A 15,572-nucleotide genomic window follows, 5' to 3' on the forward strand; every position below is an offset into this window, starting at 1 on the left:
CATGGCCCGCGCGCTGATCGACGACGTCCTGCTGTTCCTGCTTCCCTTCGCGGTCTTCGCGGTATGGCTGACCTTACGCCAGCGCAGCCCCCTGCGCTGGGTCCACTGGAGCGACCACGCCGCGCGGCTCGCCATCGCGGGCGCCGCCCTGGTCATCCTGTCGTTCGTGGTGGTGGCGCTCACCGCCGAGCGGCACCGGGACGGCTTCGTGCCGACCCATATCGAGAACGGCCGGGTGGTGCCCGGGCAGTTCCGGTGAGCACGGCCCTCGACGAGGCCGCCCTGTGGCGCGTGCTGGCGCGGCCGCGCCTCGCCCGCGTGCTCGCCGCCCTCGACGCCCCGGGCGAGGAGACCCGCCTCGTCGGCGGCGCGGTGCGCGACGCGCTGCTCGGCCGCCCGGTCGCCGATATCGACCTCGCCACCACGCTCCTGCCCGAGGCGGTGGTCGCGCGCGCAGGCGCGGCGGGCCTGAAGCCCGTGCCGACCGGCATCGCCCACGGCACCGTCACGGTGGTGGCGGAGGGCGAGCCGTTCGAGGTGACGACCCTGCGCGAGGACATCGAGACCGACGGGCGCCACGCCGTGGTGCGCTTCGGCCGCGACTTCGCCCGCGATGCGGCCCGGCGCGACTTCACCGTCAACGCCCTCTCGGTCACGGCCGACGGGCGGGTCCACGACACGGTCGGGGGCCTCGACGACCTGGCGGGAGCCCGGGTGCGCTTCATCGGCGAGGCGCGCCAGCGCATCCGCGAGGATTACCTGCGGGTCCTGCGCTTCTTCCGCTTCCACGCCCGCTACGGCGCCGGCGACCCCGACCCGGAGGGGCTCGCCGCCGCGATCGCGGCCCGGGACGGGCTGGCGCAGCTTTCCCGCGAGCGGGTGCGGGGGGAGCTCCTGAAGCTCCTCGTCGCCCCCGGGGCGCCCGCCGTCACGGCGATCCTGTCGCGGACCGGCCTGCTGCAGCGGCTGATCGGCGGGGTCGGCGATCTCGGCCGCCTCGCCCGCCTCGCCGCCGCAGAGGTCGAGGTCGGGGTCGAGGCCGATCCGGTGCGCCGCCTCGCCGCCCTGGCTGTGCGCTCCTCCGTCGATGCCGAGCGGCTGCGGGAGGCCTTGCGCCTGTCGAAGGCCGAGCACGCGCGGCTCCTCGCCTTCGCGGGGGCGGAGGCCGCCCTGCACGGGGCGCTCGAACCCCTGGCGCCGGCGGATGTGCGGCGCCTCGTGGCCGTGCACGGGGCCGGGGCTTTGTCCGACGCCGCCCTGGTGCTGACCGGCGAGACGCGGCCGGTGCTGACGCCGGAGGCGGGCGAGGCGCTCGCGCGGTTCGCCGCCGGCGCCGAGCCAGTGCCGGTCCTGCCGGTCACCGGGGCGGCGCTCGTCGCGGCGGGCGCGCCCCCCGGCCGCGCCCTCGGCCGGGGCCTCGCGGCGGCGCGCCGGGCCTGGCTCGCGGAAGGCTGCCCGACCGACGCGGCCGCCAAGGCGCGCCTGCGCGCGCTCGCCCTCGCAGCGGCCGGCGGAACCCCCGAAGATGCCGTCCGTTCGCCCCATCCCAAGAGCTAACACTTCAAGAAGCTGACTTTTCCGGGCTCGCCCGGAGGAAGGACCGGGATGGCGCGGATCGCGATGGTATTCGGGATGGTGGGCGCGGCGGTTGCCGGGGCGGTGGCCCTGTCCTACCTGGCGAACGGACTACGCCAGGCCGGCCAGGGGCAGCAGGCCAAGCCGGGCTGAACCACGCCGGCGCGGGAGTTCCGGCCTCCGGGCTCCCCGTCGTGGATGGGTTTGCGTGGATGGGTTTGCGTGGATCGGTTTGCCGCCGGATGGGTTATGATGCCTTGCCGCCGCGGGCCCGCTTCGTGCCTCGCCCCTCACGCGAGGCGCCGTCCGGCGCCGCCCGATGGAGACCGACGACCGATGCAGCCCCTGCTCCGCACCGCCCTGGCCGCCGCCCTCGTCCTCGGGGCCTCGCGGCCCGGCGCCGCGCACGAGCTGTGGCTGACCCTCAGCACCGTCGATCAGGTCCCGCAGGTCCGGGTCAATTACGGCCACGCCTCGAAGCGCGAGGCGCCGCGCGCGCCGCAGCTCATCGACCTCGTCGCCCTGACGCAGGACGGGCGCACGGATTTGCGCGCCGGCCTCAAGCCCGCCCCGCCGGACGTGCCCCCCGCCCTGCTGGCGCCGCTTGGCACGAAGCCCGGCCGCACCCTGGTCGCGGCGACCTACGATGCCGGGTACTGGACGACGCTTCGCGACGGCACCCGCCTCAACGCCAGCCGGCGCCTGGTAACGGAGGCCCGCGAGGGCCGCTGGTCGGTGAAATACGCCAAGGCCGCCTTCGGCCCCGGCGCGCCGTGGCTGCGGGTGGTCGGCCACACCCTGGAGATCGTGCCGGTCGAGGTCCCGGGCCCGACCGCGGGGGCTATCCGGGTGCGGGTGCTGTTTCGCGGCGCGCCGCTGCCGGGAGCCGACCTCTATTACGGCGACAGCGGCATGGAGCCGGAGCGGGCCGGCGTGCCGGCCTACACCACCGACCCGGAGGGTGTCGCCACGGTGCCGATCCGCAAGGCCGGCAGCCAGGTGCTCACGGTGACCCAGACGGTGAGCCCCTCGGCCACTCCGACGCTCGCCGACGAGGACGTCTACACTGCGACCTTCGCGTTCCGGCTCGACGAGCCGTCGGTGAATTGAGATTCTCGTCAGCCTGACTCAACAGCCCTCACACCCACCGGGTCATTCCGGGGCCGCGCAAGCGGAGCCCGGAATCCAGACACGCAGGTGGGGGCGAGTCAGGCGACACGCCATTCGCCTTTTCCTGAACCATCCGCGTTCTGGATTCCGGGCTCCGCTGCGCGGCCCCGGAATGACCCGGTGGGTGTGAATCCTGTAGACGCCTATCGAACAGCCTCCGAGAAATCTCGCTACGCCGCCACTTCAACCGGATCGATCGGCGCGAACACGCAATCCTCCGCGCTGCCGTCCTCGTGCACCAGCATCGCGAAGGTGCCGGGTCCCGAGAGCGTGGTCATGTGGGCGTGCCACGCCCCGCTGCGATAGACGATCCCCGTATCGCCCGGCACCCGGAAGGCGCGCAAAGCCGCCTCGTCCGGCCGCCCGCCGGCATCGGGCGCGACCACCACCAGGTACGCGCCGACGGCGAGCGGCAGGAAGCTCTGCGCCGAGTACGGGTGGCGCTCGAGCCGCCGCAGGGGCATCGAACCGGCGAAGGGCTCGCTGCGGATCAGCGCGAGGTTGAGGGGGACGCCCGGACGCCCGTTCTCGATCTCGGCCGCCCGGTCCTGGCGCGGGCCGGATGCCGGGCCGACCAGCAGCGTGCCGTACGGCGCGAAGGCCTCCGCGGTGATCGGCTCGATCGGAAGGGTGCGCATCTCGGGTCCTCTCATACGATTTCCGACTGATTGCTTCGCAATGCGGAAATCGGCTTCGCTCAGGCGCCGCGCGGGCTTGTGATACGATCCTCCCGTATCAGGTCCGCCCCCTTCTCGGCGATCATCATCACGGCGGCCTGGGTGTTGGCCGAGACCTCGGTCGGCATCACGCTGGCGTCGATCACCCGCAGGCCTTCCAGGCCGCGCACCCGCAGGCGCTCGTCCACCACCGCCTCGGGGCCCTGCCCCATGCTGCAGGTCCCGACCGGGTGGTAGATGGTCTGGCCGTTGCGGCGGGCGAAATCGAGCCACTCGTCGTCCGACTGCACGGCCGCGCCGGGGCTGAGTTCATGGGCCCGGTAGGGGTCCATCGCGGGCTGGTCGATCACCCGGCGGGCGATGCGCATGCCCTCGATCAGGGCCTCCTGGTCGCTGCGCACGGCCAGGAAGTTCGGTCGGATCGCCGGGGGGCGGAGGGGATCGGCCGAGACCGCGTGGATGGTGCCGCGGGATTCGGGCCGCAATTGCGTCACGCCGATCGTCATGCCGGGCTCGCGGTCGAGCGTGCGGTCGGCGGCGTTGGCGTAGCTTGCATGCATGAAGAAGTACTGCACGTCGGGCCCGGCGAGGTCGGGCCGGGTGCGCACGAAGCCGTGGGCGAGGCCGGTGCCGAGGGTGAGGATGCCGCGCCTCGTCAGGAAATACTGCGCGACCGCGAGGCCGAGGCGCCAGCCGCGGGTCGCCTCGTTGAGGGTCACCGGCAGCTTGACGCGCCAGTTCATCCGGGTGGCGTAGTGATCGCGATAATTCTCGCCGACCCCCGGCAGAACGTGGCGGACCGGGATGCCCGCCGCCGCCAGCACCTCCGGCCGGCCGATGCCGGAGAGTTCGAGCAGGTGCGGCGACTGCACGGCGCCCGCCGCCAGGATCACCTCGGCCCGCGCGCTCACCCGCTCCTCGCGACCGTCGCGCCGGTAGGTGACGCCGGTGACGCGGCGCCCGTCGAGGTTGAGGCGCAGGACCTGGGCGTTCGTGCGCACCGTCAGGTTCGGGCGCCGGCGGGCCGGCTGCAGGTAGGCGTCCCGGGCGCTCCAGCGCCGGCCGTTGCGCTGGTTGGCCTGGTAGTACCCGAACCCCTCCTGCGAGGCGCCGTTATAGTCGGGGTTCTCCGGGTAGCCGGCCTCGGTCCCGGCGCGGATGAAGGCGTCGGCAAGCGGGTTCCTCACCCCGACCCGGGTGACGTGAAGCGGCCCGTCGCGACCGCGAAGCTCCGGGTCGCCGCCCTCGAAACGCTCCAGCTTGCGGAAATAGGGCAGCACGTCGTGCCAGCTCCAGCCGCGGTTGCCGCTCTGGGCCCAGGTGTCGAAATCCTGCTTCTGGCCGCGCACGAAGATCATGCCGTTGATCAGCGTCGAGCCGCCGAGCCCCTTGCCGCGGGGCACCACGATGGCCCGCTCATGGGTGTTCGGCTCCGGCTCGGTGGCGAAGCGCCAGTTGAAGGCGGCGCCGGTGAGGAGCTTTGGGAAACCCGCCGGGATGCCGACCCAGAACCCGGTCCCCTCCCCGCCCGCCTCGAGCAGCAGCACGCTCGTGCGGGGATCCTCGCTCAGGCGGCTGGCCAGCACGCAGCCCGCGGTGCCCCCACCGACGATGACGACATCGAACGCGTCCATGGTCCTCCCCTGATGTTAGTTCTTTGTCGTTATGTAGTCCGTTCCATCAAGTGGCGCGCCTAACCCCTCCCCCCTCTGCGGGCTAGTGTGTTCACACATCTCGGTTTGAGTTCATTCCCCGTCAAATATCGCGCGCCTCTCCTCCCCCTTGTGGGGAGGAGTTGGAGGTGGGGGTGGTGCCGGAAGAGCCTCGCGCTCTACGCGGCACCACCCCCACCCCTAGCCCCTCCCCACAAGGGGGAGGGGAAGCGCCCACGTTTACAAAGGGTTAGCTCTCGGAGGGCGAAGTGTGAATCCGCTAGCCTCCGCGGGGGAGGGTGCCCGGCGGAGCCGGGCGGGAGAGGGGACGCCGCTTCCGGAGAGGTCCCGACCTTGATGACGGGCGCAAACTGGATCAGCGTCGCGCTGCCCCTCTCCCGGCCCGCTCCGCGGGCCACCCTCCCCCGCAGAGGGGGGGGAGGGTTCAGGTTGGCGTGTTTCCCTTACCCCCGCGCCAGCACCTTCCCCGGGTTCAGCAACCCCTCCGGATCGAGCGCCGCCTTGATCCGCCGCGCCAGCGCCATCTCGTCCGGATGGCGGTGCCGGGCGAGCTCGGCGACGCGGTACTGGCCGATGCCGTGCTCGGCCGAGATGCTGCCGCCGTAGCGGTCCACCACCCCGTGCACGAGGCCGTTGATCGCCTCCGAGGAATGATCCGGCCCGATCAGGACGTTGTAGTGGATGTTGCCGTCGCCCATGTGGCCGAAGGCGTTGACGCGGGTGCCGGGCGCACCCGCCGCCAGCACCCGGCCGGCCTCGTCGAGGAAGGCGGGAATCGCGGTGATCGGCACCGAGACGTCGTGCTTGACGCTCTTGCCCTCGCGGGCCTCGCACTCGGTCACGTGCTCGCGCAGCGCCCAGAGCTCGGCGGCCTGGCGGCCGGACTCGGCGAGCACCCCGTCGAGGGCGTCCTCGCGCTCGAGCGCCGTGCCGAGCACGCCCTCCATCGCCTCGCGCAAGCCGGAGAGCGACGAGGCGGCCTCGATCAGCACGCTCCAGCCCGCTTGGCCCACCGGGCTCTTCAGGCCGGCATGCGTCTCCACCAGGCCGAGCGAGGTGCCGGAGATCAGCTCGAAGGCCTGGATGCTGTCGCCGATCTCTTCTTGAGCCAGGGTGAACAGGCGGAGTGCCGCCGCCGGATCGGGCACGGAGAGCAAAGCCGTCGCGCTGTGGCGGGGCTTCGCCACGAGGCGCAGGACCGCCGCCGTGACGATGCCGAGCGTACCCTCGGTGCCGATGAAGAGCTGCTTCCAGTCGTAGCCGGCATTGTCCTTGCGCAGGGCCCTCAAACCCTCGACGATGCTGCCGTCGGCGAGCACCACCTCGAGGCCGAGCACCAGGCCGCGGGTCATGCCGTAGCGCACCACGTTGATCCCGCCCGCATTGGTGGCGATCACGCCGCCGACCAGCGCCGAGCCCTCCGCCGCGAAGCTCACCGGCAGGAGCCGGCCGGCGGCCTCGGCGGCGTCCTGCGCGATCTTGAGGACGCAGCCGGCCTCCGCCGTCAGCGTCAGGCCGACGGGATCGACCGCGCGAATCGCGTTCATGCGGGCGAGCGACAGCACCACCTGCCCCCCTGAGGCGTCCGGCACCGCGCCGCCGGCGAGCCCGGTATTGCCGCCCTGCGGCACCAGGGCGGCGCCGGCCCCGGCGCAGAGCCGCACCACGTCGGCGACCTCGGCGGTCGAGGCCGGGCGCACCACGCAGGCCGGCCGGCCCGGAAACAGGCGCCGCCAGTCGATCGCGAAGGGGGCCATGTCGGCCTCCGCGGTGAGGAGGCCGGCGGGGCCGAGACGCTCCCCGAGGCGCCGGATCAGGTCGCCCTGCGGGGATGAGTGGGCCGGAAGGGTCATCGGCGTCCTCCGGTTGAGTCGCGCGGGTGGGATTTTTAGGGTGGCGCCGGCCTCGCCCGGATGGCGGCCGGGGTCAAGCCCGCACGGCGCCGACCCGGACGCGGCCGATTCGCCGCCGCCCGTCGATTGGGAAGAATATTTTCAGCGTGCCGGCCGGACACGGATCGTCATCCGAAGTCCCGGCGAGGGACCGCAACTCGCGCAGCGGAAATTACTTGCGAAAAAGCAGATTTTATATAAAAAGTCGCACAAATCCTCACCGGAGACGACGATGCCCGAGCGGCGCGTGATTCTCGTCCTGCCGACGCAGGAAGCGCTGCACGACTCCGCCATGATGAGGCTGAGCGGCGGCAGCGGAATCGCCCGCCGTCTGACCGGATTACCGGCCCGGGCGGAGATCGACACGGGTTTTTCTCCTGTCCCGCTCGGGGATAGTCAATCCGGCTCGCCTTTCTCGGTGTCGTCACCCGACGGCGCCTCGCACTACGCCGTCCGGGCGACGATCGACGCCGGGGCCGAGCTGCCGGCGCTGACGACCGAGGGCGCGGCGATCTTCTCCGACCCGCCGATCGCGCATTTCGCGGCGCCGGCCGGCGCTCCGGGCGGCACCCGGGTGGAGGTGGAGCAGCGCCTCGGCGTGTCCGGGCTCGCCGCGCGCCGGCTCGACGGCGCGGGCGTGGCGATCGCGGTGGTGGATGGGGGCATCAACCTCGCGCATCTGGCCGCGCGCGACGTCGCGGCCTCGCTCGACGCGACGCTGAGCTGGCCGCCCCGCCCGGTCGAGGCCGGCCACCATCCGGTCGGTCCCGGCACGATGTGCGCCTACGGCGCCCTGATCGCCGCCCCGCGGGCGACGCTCCTCGACCTGCCCGTCCTGCCCGCGGCGGGGCCCGGCTTCCTCAGCGACGCGCTCCAGGCCTACGCGCACCTGCTCGCGGTCGTGCGGGCGGACAAGCCGCGCTTCAAGGCCCTCGTCGTCACCAATTCCTGGGGCCTCGGCCACGAGAGCTGGGATTTCCCGCCCGGCCATCCCGGGCGCTACGTCGACAATCCGGGCCACCCCTTCAACCGGATCGTCGGGGCGCTCTCCCGCTACGGGGTCGACATCCTGTTCGCGGCCGGCAACGACGGTCCCGAGTTCCGGGCCCCTCTGGGCGGGCGGGACGGCCCGCGCAGCCGGGCCACCATCATGGGGGCGAACGCCCATCCGGACGTCATCACGGTGACCGGCGCGACCCTGCGCGGCCGGCTGTCCGGCGACGCGCTGCAGGGCCCGGGCATTCCCGGGATGGTCTACGCCAAGCCCGACCTCGCGAGCTACACCGACTTCCTCGGCTCGGAGGCGGGCGGGCCGGGGAAGGCCGATGCCGGGACCTCCGCCGCCTGCCCGGTCGCCGCCGGCTGCGTCGCCGCCTTGCGGACCCGGCTGCCGCACGCCGCCCTCAACCCCCGCGACCTCACCGTCGCGCTCCAGGCCGATGCCAACCGCCGCGGCCCGTCGAGCTGGCACCACAGCCTCGGCTATGGAGTGATGGCACCTCTGCGCACCGCCATGCGCCTGGGGCTGTGAGGCGCGTTCGACGATCTCCCGACGATGTCTCACCCTCCGTGTCATCCCGGGTTCCGCTGCGCGGCCCTGGGATGACACGGAGGGTATGAAGCCTGATGGGGCGAGCCGAACACGCTCAGAACCGGATCACGGCCGCATCTGCAAAAAATCCGCCATCAGGGCGAGCTGGCCCTCCAGCATCGGCCAGCCCGGATGGGTGCGGCAGCCCCGCGCCGCCGCGGCCTTAAGCAGGAGCGTCTCGGCCGGCTGCATGATGATCTCGGCCACGAGCTGGTCGGGCGTCAGACCGGCGGGGTCGAGGGGCAGGGCGTCGTCGGGGCGCAGACCCAGCGAGGTCGCGTTGACCACGAGATCGTGCCCCGCCGGATCGGGCGTGCCGAGGGCGAGCGGTAGATCGGGGACGAGGCGGCGCAGGCGCGCGAACAGGTCCTCCACCCGCGCCGCGGTGCGGTTGTGCACGGTGAGGCGGCTCACCCCGGCCTCGGCCAGCGCGAAGGCGATGGCGTTGGCCGCCCCGCCCGCCCCGGCGAGATAGGCGCTGCGGCCGCGCGGTTCGTGGCCGGCGCTCCTCAGGCCCGCGACGAAGCCGGCCCCGTCCAGGATCTCGCCGACGAGGCGGCCGTCGGCCTCGCGCCGCACGGCGTTGACCGCCCCGACCAGCCGCGCCGCCTCGCTGACCTGATCGAGCAGCGGCACGATCGCGGTCTTGTGCGGCACGGTGATGATCGCGCCGCCGAAGCTCCGCACCGCCCGCAGGCCCGAGAGCACCGTCGCGAGGTCGGCGGCCGCGACGTGGAGCGGCACCATCACCCCGTCGACCCCGCGCTCGGCCATGATGCGGTTGAGCCCCTGCGGCGCCTTCACCTGGGCGATCGGATCGCCGAGAATCGCGAAGACGCGGGTGCGGCCGGTGATCCCCTGGCCCGTGATCTCCTGCCCTGTGATCGTGTGCATCGTGCGATCTGTCCTCCGAAGCGTTCGGTGCGGGTCGTCCGTGCGGGCAGGCCGGCCTCCGCCAGAATCCTGCCGCCGGCAGGACGTCGGGCTTATCGGCGGCGATTCCGGGTCGCGCCGGCCCCGGCAGCCGAGGACTCAGTCCGCCTCCCCATCGATGATCCGCGCGATGGCGTCGAGGAGGGAGGTATCCTCGCCGGCCATCCTGTCCATCCCGGCCATGCGGGCGATCACGGTGGCGGCGACCCGCTCCTCCACGGTGCCCTCGGCATAGGCGAACAGGATCGCGGCGCGCTCGCCGTCGCGGTGGCAGCGGCCCTCGATCTGGCTGAGCTGGATCGCGCTGTGGCGCATGTCGTGGACGATCAGGCTGCGCGGGCGCTCGCCGCCGGGCAACTCGTTGCGGTGGAGCGAGATCGATTCGGTGACGGTGAACACCACCGCGTCGAGCTCGCCCCGCTGGAAGGCGACCCGCACCGCCTCGTTGGTTTCAGGGCTCTGCGTCCCGTCGATGGCGCCGGCGCGCCAGCCGCGTCCGGCGAAGGCCTGGACGAGCGCCGCGCCGGTCTCCAGGAACGCCACCGAGACGGCGACCTGCTCGCCGGCCGCCAGCAGGTCGTCGGCGAGGTCGAGCGTGCCGGCGACGCGGATCAGGCTCGCCTTCTGGCGGAAGCGCAGATCCGCCGCCCAGCCGGCGGCGCGCCGGTTCGATCCGCCGGCGAGACCCCATTCCCGGCGGAACTCGCGCCAGGTCGCGTCGTAGAGGCGCTTCGAGGGTGCATCGAGGGCGGTGGGGGCCAGCTCCCGCTGCACCTCGGGCCAGCCGGCGATGTCGGCGGGCCGCCGCCGCAGCCCGATCGCCCGCGCCCCGCGATAGAGCAGGTCGGCCATCACGGTCTGGTCGCGGGCGTTCGGCTCCCACGACCAGTTCTGCCAGCGCCCCTTGGCGCGGCCGATCTTCAGGTGCTGCATCAGGGCGCGGAAATCGGCCATGGTCTCGACCGGCCGGCCGACGGCGTGGCCGAGCAGCGCGCCGAGATAGGACAATTCGTGCGGCGCCTGGCCGGCGGTGGCGCTGGCATAGACCGTGAAGGCCGCGGCCTCGGCCATCCGCCGGCAGGCCTGGCCCTGTTGCGAGTTCGGGTTGCGCAGGCGGTGGGCCTCGTCGAACACCACGATCGGCCAGACGCGCTTCGGCTGCCCGAGCTTGGCGAGCTCGTTGTTCTTCGCCCGCACCGAGCGGCGGCCGCTCGCGGCGGGCAGAGCCAGCAGGGACTTGGTGCGCTCGTAGTTCATGAGCGTCACGTCCTTCGCGCCCAGCCCCGAATCGCGGATCGTGCGCCGCCATTGCGGCATCGCCCCCTTGGGGCAGACGATCAGCACGGCGGATTCGGGCATCGCCGCCACGGCGCCCCAGACCGACAGCGTCTTGCCGAGCCCGGTCATGTCGCCGAGGAGGAAGCCCGGCCGCCCCTCCGCCCGCGCCGCCAGGATGGCGCGGATCGCCTCGACCTGATGCGGGCGGGGGATCAGGCGGAGGGTCGTGGGGAGGGAGGACATGCCGTCCCTATGCCCGGGGGGCGGGGTGGGGCTCAAGCCCGCGAGCCGGGTCCGAATCTCGGCGGCACTTTCCCGACGGGCCAGCCTCCAGTTCGACCCGGTCCTTCGGATCCAACCGGCTTGACCGCGCGGGAGGCCACCCGCGTCCATCGCGGGCGCAGACCAGCTCTACCGAAACCAACCGGATTTCGCTGCTTTGAAGGCAGGAACACATCGAGGCCGATATGCTCTACGAACTCGCCACCCTTTCGTGCCCGCTGCTCGCGCTCGGACAAGCCTCCGACGGCGCTCACGCCTGGATTGGCGACGGCGACGCGAAGGGCGAGCTGCTTGGCTGCTGGCGAACGGAGATCGGCACGCTCGGTCGGCTGCTCATGCTGCGTCGGTTCGAGGTACCGGAGGACATGACCGCCGAACGTCGGCGCGCCCTCCTGAGCAGCAACCCGTTCAACGCGGGGAACGTGGTGACGGCGATCGAGATGGAGAGCTACGCGCCGTTTCCCTTTCTGCCACCGGTCCGGACCGGGGACCGCGGCGGCGTGTACGAGTTCAGGACCTACCGTCTCAGGCCCGGGGGCCTGCCGTCGACTCTGGCGGGCTGGGAAGCCGCCATCGCACCGGCATGGGAATATACCGAGCACCTCGTCGTGAACATGTACGCCCTCGACGGAGCGCCGCGGATCACGCACATCTGGGCCTTCACGAGCCTGGAGGAGCGGAGCGGATTACGTGCCCGTGCCTACGGAGCCGGCGTCTGGCCGCCGAAGGGCGGACCCGAGCAAATCGTGGAGGCGACCTCGACGATTGCGCTTCCGCAGGGCACATCCCCTCTGTCCTGACCGCTCCCCCTCCGCGGCCACCGGGATGGCTGAGCCAGCCTGACTCGGCTCAGCCCAAGCCGGTCTTCGGCGCCTGCCACGCGACGCCCGGATGCTCGCGCACGTCCCCGGTTTTCGAGCCGGTGTCGGAGGTGCTGACCCAGTCACCGGGCTCGGCGACCTCGACCACCTCGTCGTCCGGATAGGCGGCTTCGAGAAACAGCCTCGCCTCGCCCTCGGCCGCGGCGCGCACCGTCACGAGCCGCCGATCGCCGGACGTCCCGCGCACCCGCGCGATGAAGAGCTTCGTCATCGTCGTCCTCATGAGAAATACGGCCGGCCGCGACGCGGCCGGCCGTCTCGCCTCGGGGCGGCCCGGATGTGCCCGGTATCCTAACCGGCTCCCGGATCGACCTCGTCGCCCTGCCGGTCCCCTGCATGGGCACCGGACTTGTTGCCCTCGCCGTCGCCGTCCTGCGGCACCGCGGCGACGCCCTTCAGGTCGTCGGCGGTGATCGTGTCGTCGCGGGGGGACTTGGATCCGCGATCGTCCTTGCGCTCAGCCATCCCGTTCTCCTCACCAATCGACCTTGCCGCCGGTCTTCTCGGTCCGGTACTCGCCGTCCGCGACCTTCTTCCCTTCGCGGGGTCCCTGCCCGGCGATCTGGTCGGAATGGCCGCCGGAGCTGCCGCCGACCGAGACCGGCGGCCGGCCGGGGGTGCCGGCCGAGGACCATTCGCGCTTCAGCTCGGCCTCGTCGCGGCCGCCACCCTCCTGCCGGGTGATCGCCTCCTGCTGGGGCGTCTGGTGGCCGCCGCCGGCGGCCGGTCCGCCCCGGCTGCCCACCACGTCGTCGGGCTTGCGCGTCATGGTCTCACTCCCCCTCGTCCTTGCCGACCGCGGCCGTCGCCCGGTCGATCGCCTCCTTGGTGGCGGGATTCTGCGCAGCGGAACTGCTGGTCGAAGGGTCGCTGATCCGGCGCAGGTTCTCCGGCGGCGTCTCGTCCTCGGTGGCCTGGCTGCCGTCGGTCGCGCCGATCGCGTCGAGGCGGTTGAAATCGGACGCCACCCGGGCGTCGCGGGCCTGGCCCATCGGGTCGTGGGCCATGTCCGCTTGCGTGCGCTGCGGCACCCCGACGTCGAGGGGGGAATCCTGCCCCATGTCCTGCCCGTTGCGGTCGGTATAGGGGTCGAAGTCGCGCAAGCTGGGCCGCGCCTGATCCGTCTTCGCCATCGATTCGTCTCCTGTTGCGGCCGTTCGCTCGTGTCGAGGACAACACCGGGGTCGGTATGAGGTTTCCGCGGGTCAGCCGCGCCCGCGGTCCGGTGCTCCGGCCCGTGACAACCGCCGCGCTTGCTGGCAGGACGGCGCGACATCCACGGAGATCCTGACGCCCGTGACATCCGCCAATTCCCGCACCGCCGACCATCCGATCGACGCGCTCTTCCTCGAGCGCTGGTCGCCCCGCGCCTTCACCGGCGAGGCGGTGCCGCAGGCCGACCTGATGACGATGATCGAGGCGGCGCGCTGGGCCCCCTCGGGCTACAACTCGCAGCCCTGGCGCTTCGTCTACGCGTTGCGCGACACCCCCGCCTGGGAGACGTTGTTTCGCCTCCTCGTGCCGTTCAACCAGGGCTGGGTGAAGTCGGCCGGGGCGCTGGTCTTCATCGCCTCGAACGGGATGATGAACACCAAGGACGGTCTCAAGCCCTCCTACAGCGCGTCCTTCGATGCCGGCACGGCCTCGGCGCTGTTCCAGCTCCAGGCGATCAAGATGGGCTGGCACGCCCACGGCATGACAGGCTTCGACCACGAGGCGGCGCCGGCCGCCCTGAACCTGCCGCCCCACCACCGGGTCGAGGCCGCCTTCGCCGTCGGCCGCAAGGCCGACCCGGCGACGCTGCCGGAGGAGACCCGCGCCCGCGAGACGCCGAACGACCGTCACCCCCTGTCCGACTTCGTGTTCGAGGGCGGGTTCCCGCCGCGCGAGGCGTGACCACCCCGACCTCCTACGAGGCGTTCGCCTCCGGGTTCCGCTGGCGGATCCCGGAGCGCTACAACATCGCGGTCGATGTCTGCGACCGCTGGGCCGCGGCCGACCCGGGGCGCACCGCGATCCTCGACGTGGCGCCGAACGGCCGGATCGAGGCCTGGAGCTTCGCCGCCTTGCGCGAGGCCTCGAACCGCTTCGCCAACGCCCTTCGCGCCCACGGGGTCCAGGCCGGCGACCGGGTGGCGGTGCTGCTGCCGCAATCCCCCGCCGTGGTGGTGGCCCATCTCGCCATCTACAAGCTCGGCGCCGTGGCGCTGCCGCTCGCCGTGGTGTTCGGGCCGGAAGCCCTGCTGCACCGTCTCGGCGATGCCGGCGCGAAGGCCGTCGTGACCCATGCGGGCGGCGTCGCCAAGCTCGCGGCCTTGCGCGACGCGCTGCCGGACCTCGACCTCGTCGTCTCGACCGACGGCGCCGGCGACCGGGCGCTCGGCTACGCCGACCTGCTGGCGGCGGCCTCGCCCGACCTCGTCCCGGTCGACACGCGGGCCGACGACCCGGCCCTGATGATCTACACCTCCGGCACCACCGGCCCGCCGAAGGGGGCTCTGCACGGCCACCGGGTGCTGCTCGGCCACCTGCCGGGCTTTGCCATGATGCACGACTTCATGCCGAAGGCCGGCGACCGGATGTGGACCCCGGCCGACTGGGCCTGGGCCGGGGGGCTCCTCAACGCGCTGCTGCCGAGCCTGCATCACGGCGTCGCCGTGGTGGCGCGCAAGGCGGAGAAATTCGAGCCCGAGGAGGCGTTCCGGCTGATGGCCGACCTCTCGGTCGCCAACGCCTTCGTGCCGCCGACGGCCCTGCGGATGCTGCGCACCGTCGCGGATCCGCGCGGCCGCTTCGACCTGAGCCACCTGCGCACCCTCGCCTCGGCCGGCGAGATGCTGGGCCCCGAGACCTTCCACTGGGCGCGCGACGCGCTCGGACTGACCATCAACGAGGCCTACGGCCAGACCGAGTGCAACCTGGTTCTGGCCTCCTGCGCCGCCCTGGGGCTGGCCCGGGCGGGATCGACCGGAAAGCCGGTGCCGGGCCACCGCGTCGCAGTGATCCGCCCGGACGGCAGCCCGGCGGATTCCGACGAGATCGGCCAGATCGCCGTCGCCCGGCCCGACCCGGTGATGTTCCTGCGCTACTGGAACGACCCGGAGGCGACGGAGCGCAAATTCTTACGCGACTGGATGACCACCGGCGACCAGGGCCGGATGGACCCGGACGGCTACGTCCACTTCGTCGGCCGCGACGACGACGTCATCACCTCGTCGGGCTACCGGATCGGCCCCGGCGAGATCGAGGATTGCCTGCTGCGCCACCCGGCGGTCGCGCTCGCCGCGGCGGTGGGCAAGCCGGATCCCGTCCGCACCGAGATCGTCAAGGCCTTCGTGGTCCTGCGTCCCGGCTACGCCCCGTCCGACGCGCTCGCCACCGAGATCCAGGCCTTCGTGCGTACGCACCTCTCGGCCCACGAATACCCGCGCGAGATCGCGTTCCGGCCGACCCTGCCGCTCACCACAACCGGCAAGATCATCCGGCGGGTGCTGCGCGACGAGGCGTGAGGGGCGATCCCCCACGCCGGGCGTCGTCCCGCGCCATGAGATCATCATCCTCGGATGTCGAAGGCTGCGGCGCCGGAAAACCGGCGCTACCGTCGCGCAACCATCGCGCCC

At 72.6% G+C, this 15,572-nt stretch carries 17 protein-coding genes; 7 read left to right on the top strand and 10 right to left on the bottom strand.

Annotation, left to right across the window (positions count from 1 at the left end; translation table 11 throughout):
• The first annotated feature begins 1 nt into the window (after position 1).
• The 3 genes from BM430_RS12970 to BM430_RS12980 all read left to right on the top strand — a co-directional run bounded on the left by BM430_RS12970 (position 2) and on the right by BM430_RS12980 (position 2,685).
• Positions 2–259, top strand: a complete 258-nt coding sequence (locus tag BM430_RS12970) for a DUF6111 family protein (RefSeq protein WP_093567680.1) — start codon at positions 2–4, stop codon at positions 257–259.
• The gene (locus BM430_RS12975; RefSeq protein ID WP_093567681.1) at positions 256–1,557 is read left to right on the top strand and encodes a CCA tRNA nucleotidyltransferase; all 1,302 of its coding nucleotides are present in this window, start codon (positions 256–258) and stop codon (positions 1,555–1,557) included. The genes BM430_RS12970 and BM430_RS12975 overlap by 4 nt, the downstream gene beginning before the upstream one ends.
• 354 nt (positions 1,558–1,911) lie before the next feature.
• Entirely contained in the window at positions 1,912–2,685 is a 774-nt protein-coding gene (locus BM430_RS12980) for a DUF4198 domain-containing protein (protein WP_093567682.1), read from the top strand.
• 230 nt (positions 2,686–2,915) lie between these two features.
• Here the strand turns inward: BM430_RS12980 and BM430_RS12985 are convergent, their stop codons facing one another.
• From BM430_RS12985 to BM430_RS34655, 4 genes are all read right to left on the bottom strand, one after another.
• Complete coding sequence (locus BM430_RS12985; protein WP_177303031.1) at positions 2,916–3,383, bottom strand: ureidoglycolate lyase; 468 nt, start codon at positions 3,381–3,383, stop codon at positions 2,916–2,918.
• 59 nt (positions 3,384–3,442) lie between these two features.
• A complete protein-coding gene (locus tag BM430_RS12990) occupies positions 3,443–5,056 on the bottom strand; it encodes a GMC family oxidoreductase (RefSeq protein ID WP_093567684.1) in 1,614 nt (537 codons plus the stop codon).
• Positions 5,057–5,538: 482 nt separating this feature from the next.
• The gene (locus BM430_RS12995; RefSeq protein ID WP_093567685.1) at positions 5,539–6,948 is read right to left on the bottom strand and encodes an FAD-binding oxidoreductase; all 1,410 of its coding nucleotides are present in this window, start codon (positions 6,946–6,948) and stop codon (positions 5,539–5,541) included.
• Positions 6,949–7,089: 141 nt separating this feature from the next.
• Entirely contained in the window at positions 7,090–7,353 is a 264-nt protein-coding gene (locus BM430_RS34655; RefSeq protein ID WP_177303032.1) for a hypothetical protein, read from the bottom strand.
• A gap of 52 nt (positions 7,354–7,405) precedes the next feature.
• On the opposite strand from BM430_RS34655, the gene BM430_RS13000 reads away from it, so the two are divergent.
• A complete protein-coding gene (locus tag BM430_RS13000; RefSeq protein WP_177303033.1) occupies positions 7,406–8,518 on the top strand; it encodes a S8/S53 family peptidase in 1,113 nt (370 codons plus the stop codon).
• A 126-nt stretch (positions 8,519–8,644) separates the two neighbouring features.
• Here BM430_RS13000 and BM430_RS13005 read toward each other — a convergent pair whose 3' ends face one another.
• Complete coding sequence (locus BM430_RS13005; protein ID WP_093567687.1) at positions 8,645–9,472, bottom strand: shikimate dehydrogenase family protein; 828 nt, start codon at positions 9,470–9,472, stop codon at positions 8,645–8,647.
• 138 nt (positions 9,473–9,610) lie between these two features.
• Positions 9,611–11,032: an SNF2-related protein gene (locus BM430_RS13010; RefSeq protein WP_093567688.1), complete on the bottom strand. Its 1,422-nt coding sequence runs from the start codon at positions 11,030–11,032 to the stop codon at positions 9,611–9,613.
• A gap of 224 nt (positions 11,033–11,256) precedes the next feature.
• On the opposite strand from BM430_RS13010, the gene BM430_RS13015 reads away from it, so the two are divergent.
• Positions 11,257–11,871 carry an NIPSNAP family protein gene (locus tag BM430_RS13015; protein WP_093567689.1) on the top strand — a complete coding sequence of 205 codons (615 nt, stop codon included), beginning with the start codon at positions 11,257–11,259 and terminating at the stop codon, positions 11,869–11,871.
• Between the two features lie 49 nt (positions 11,872–11,920).
• On the opposite strand, the gene BM430_RS13020 is transcribed toward BM430_RS13015, so the two are convergent.
• The 4 genes from BM430_RS13020 to BM430_RS13030 form a co-directional block, all read right to left on the bottom strand.
• Positions 11,921–12,163 carry a hypothetical protein gene (locus BM430_RS13020; RefSeq protein ID WP_093567690.1) on the bottom strand — a complete coding sequence of 81 codons (243 nt, stop codon included), beginning with the start codon at positions 12,161–12,163 and terminating at the stop codon, positions 11,921–11,923.
• Positions 12,164–12,243: 80 nt separating this feature from the next.
• Complete coding sequence (locus BM430_RS34660) at positions 12,244–12,417, bottom strand: hypothetical protein (RefSeq protein WP_177303034.1); 174 nt, start codon at positions 12,415–12,417, stop codon at positions 12,244–12,246.
• A gap of 10 nt (positions 12,418–12,427) precedes the next feature.
• Complete coding sequence (locus BM430_RS13025; protein ID WP_093567691.1) at positions 12,428–12,721, bottom strand: hypothetical protein; 294 nt, start codon at positions 12,719–12,721, stop codon at positions 12,428–12,430.
• 4 nt (positions 12,722–12,725) lie between these two features.
• Positions 12,726–13,085 (bottom strand): hypothetical protein, encoded by a 360-nt coding sequence (locus BM430_RS13030; protein ID WP_093567692.1) that lies wholly within the window; start codon positions 13,083–13,085, stop codon positions 12,726–12,728.
• A gap of 163 nt (positions 13,086–13,248) precedes the next feature.
• Between BM430_RS13030 and BM430_RS13035 the strand changes: the two genes are divergently transcribed.
• Positions 13,249–13,848, top strand: coding sequence for a nitroreductase family protein (locus BM430_RS13035; protein ID WP_093567693.1), 600 nt, complete (start codon positions 13,249–13,251; stop codon positions 13,846–13,848).
• Positions 13,845–15,461, top strand: a complete 1,617-nt coding sequence (locus BM430_RS13040) for an AMP-binding protein (RefSeq protein ID WP_093567694.1) — start codon at positions 13,845–13,847, stop codon at positions 15,459–15,461. The genes BM430_RS13035 and BM430_RS13040 overlap by 4 nt, the downstream gene beginning before the upstream one ends.
• The last annotated feature ends 111 nt before the right edge of the window (positions 15,462–15,572 follow it).

Source organism: Methylobacterium sp. 174MFSha1.1 (genome assembly GCF_900116815.1).
GTDB lineage: Bacteria > Pseudomonadota > Alphaproteobacteria > Rhizobiales > Beijerinckiaceae > Methylobacterium.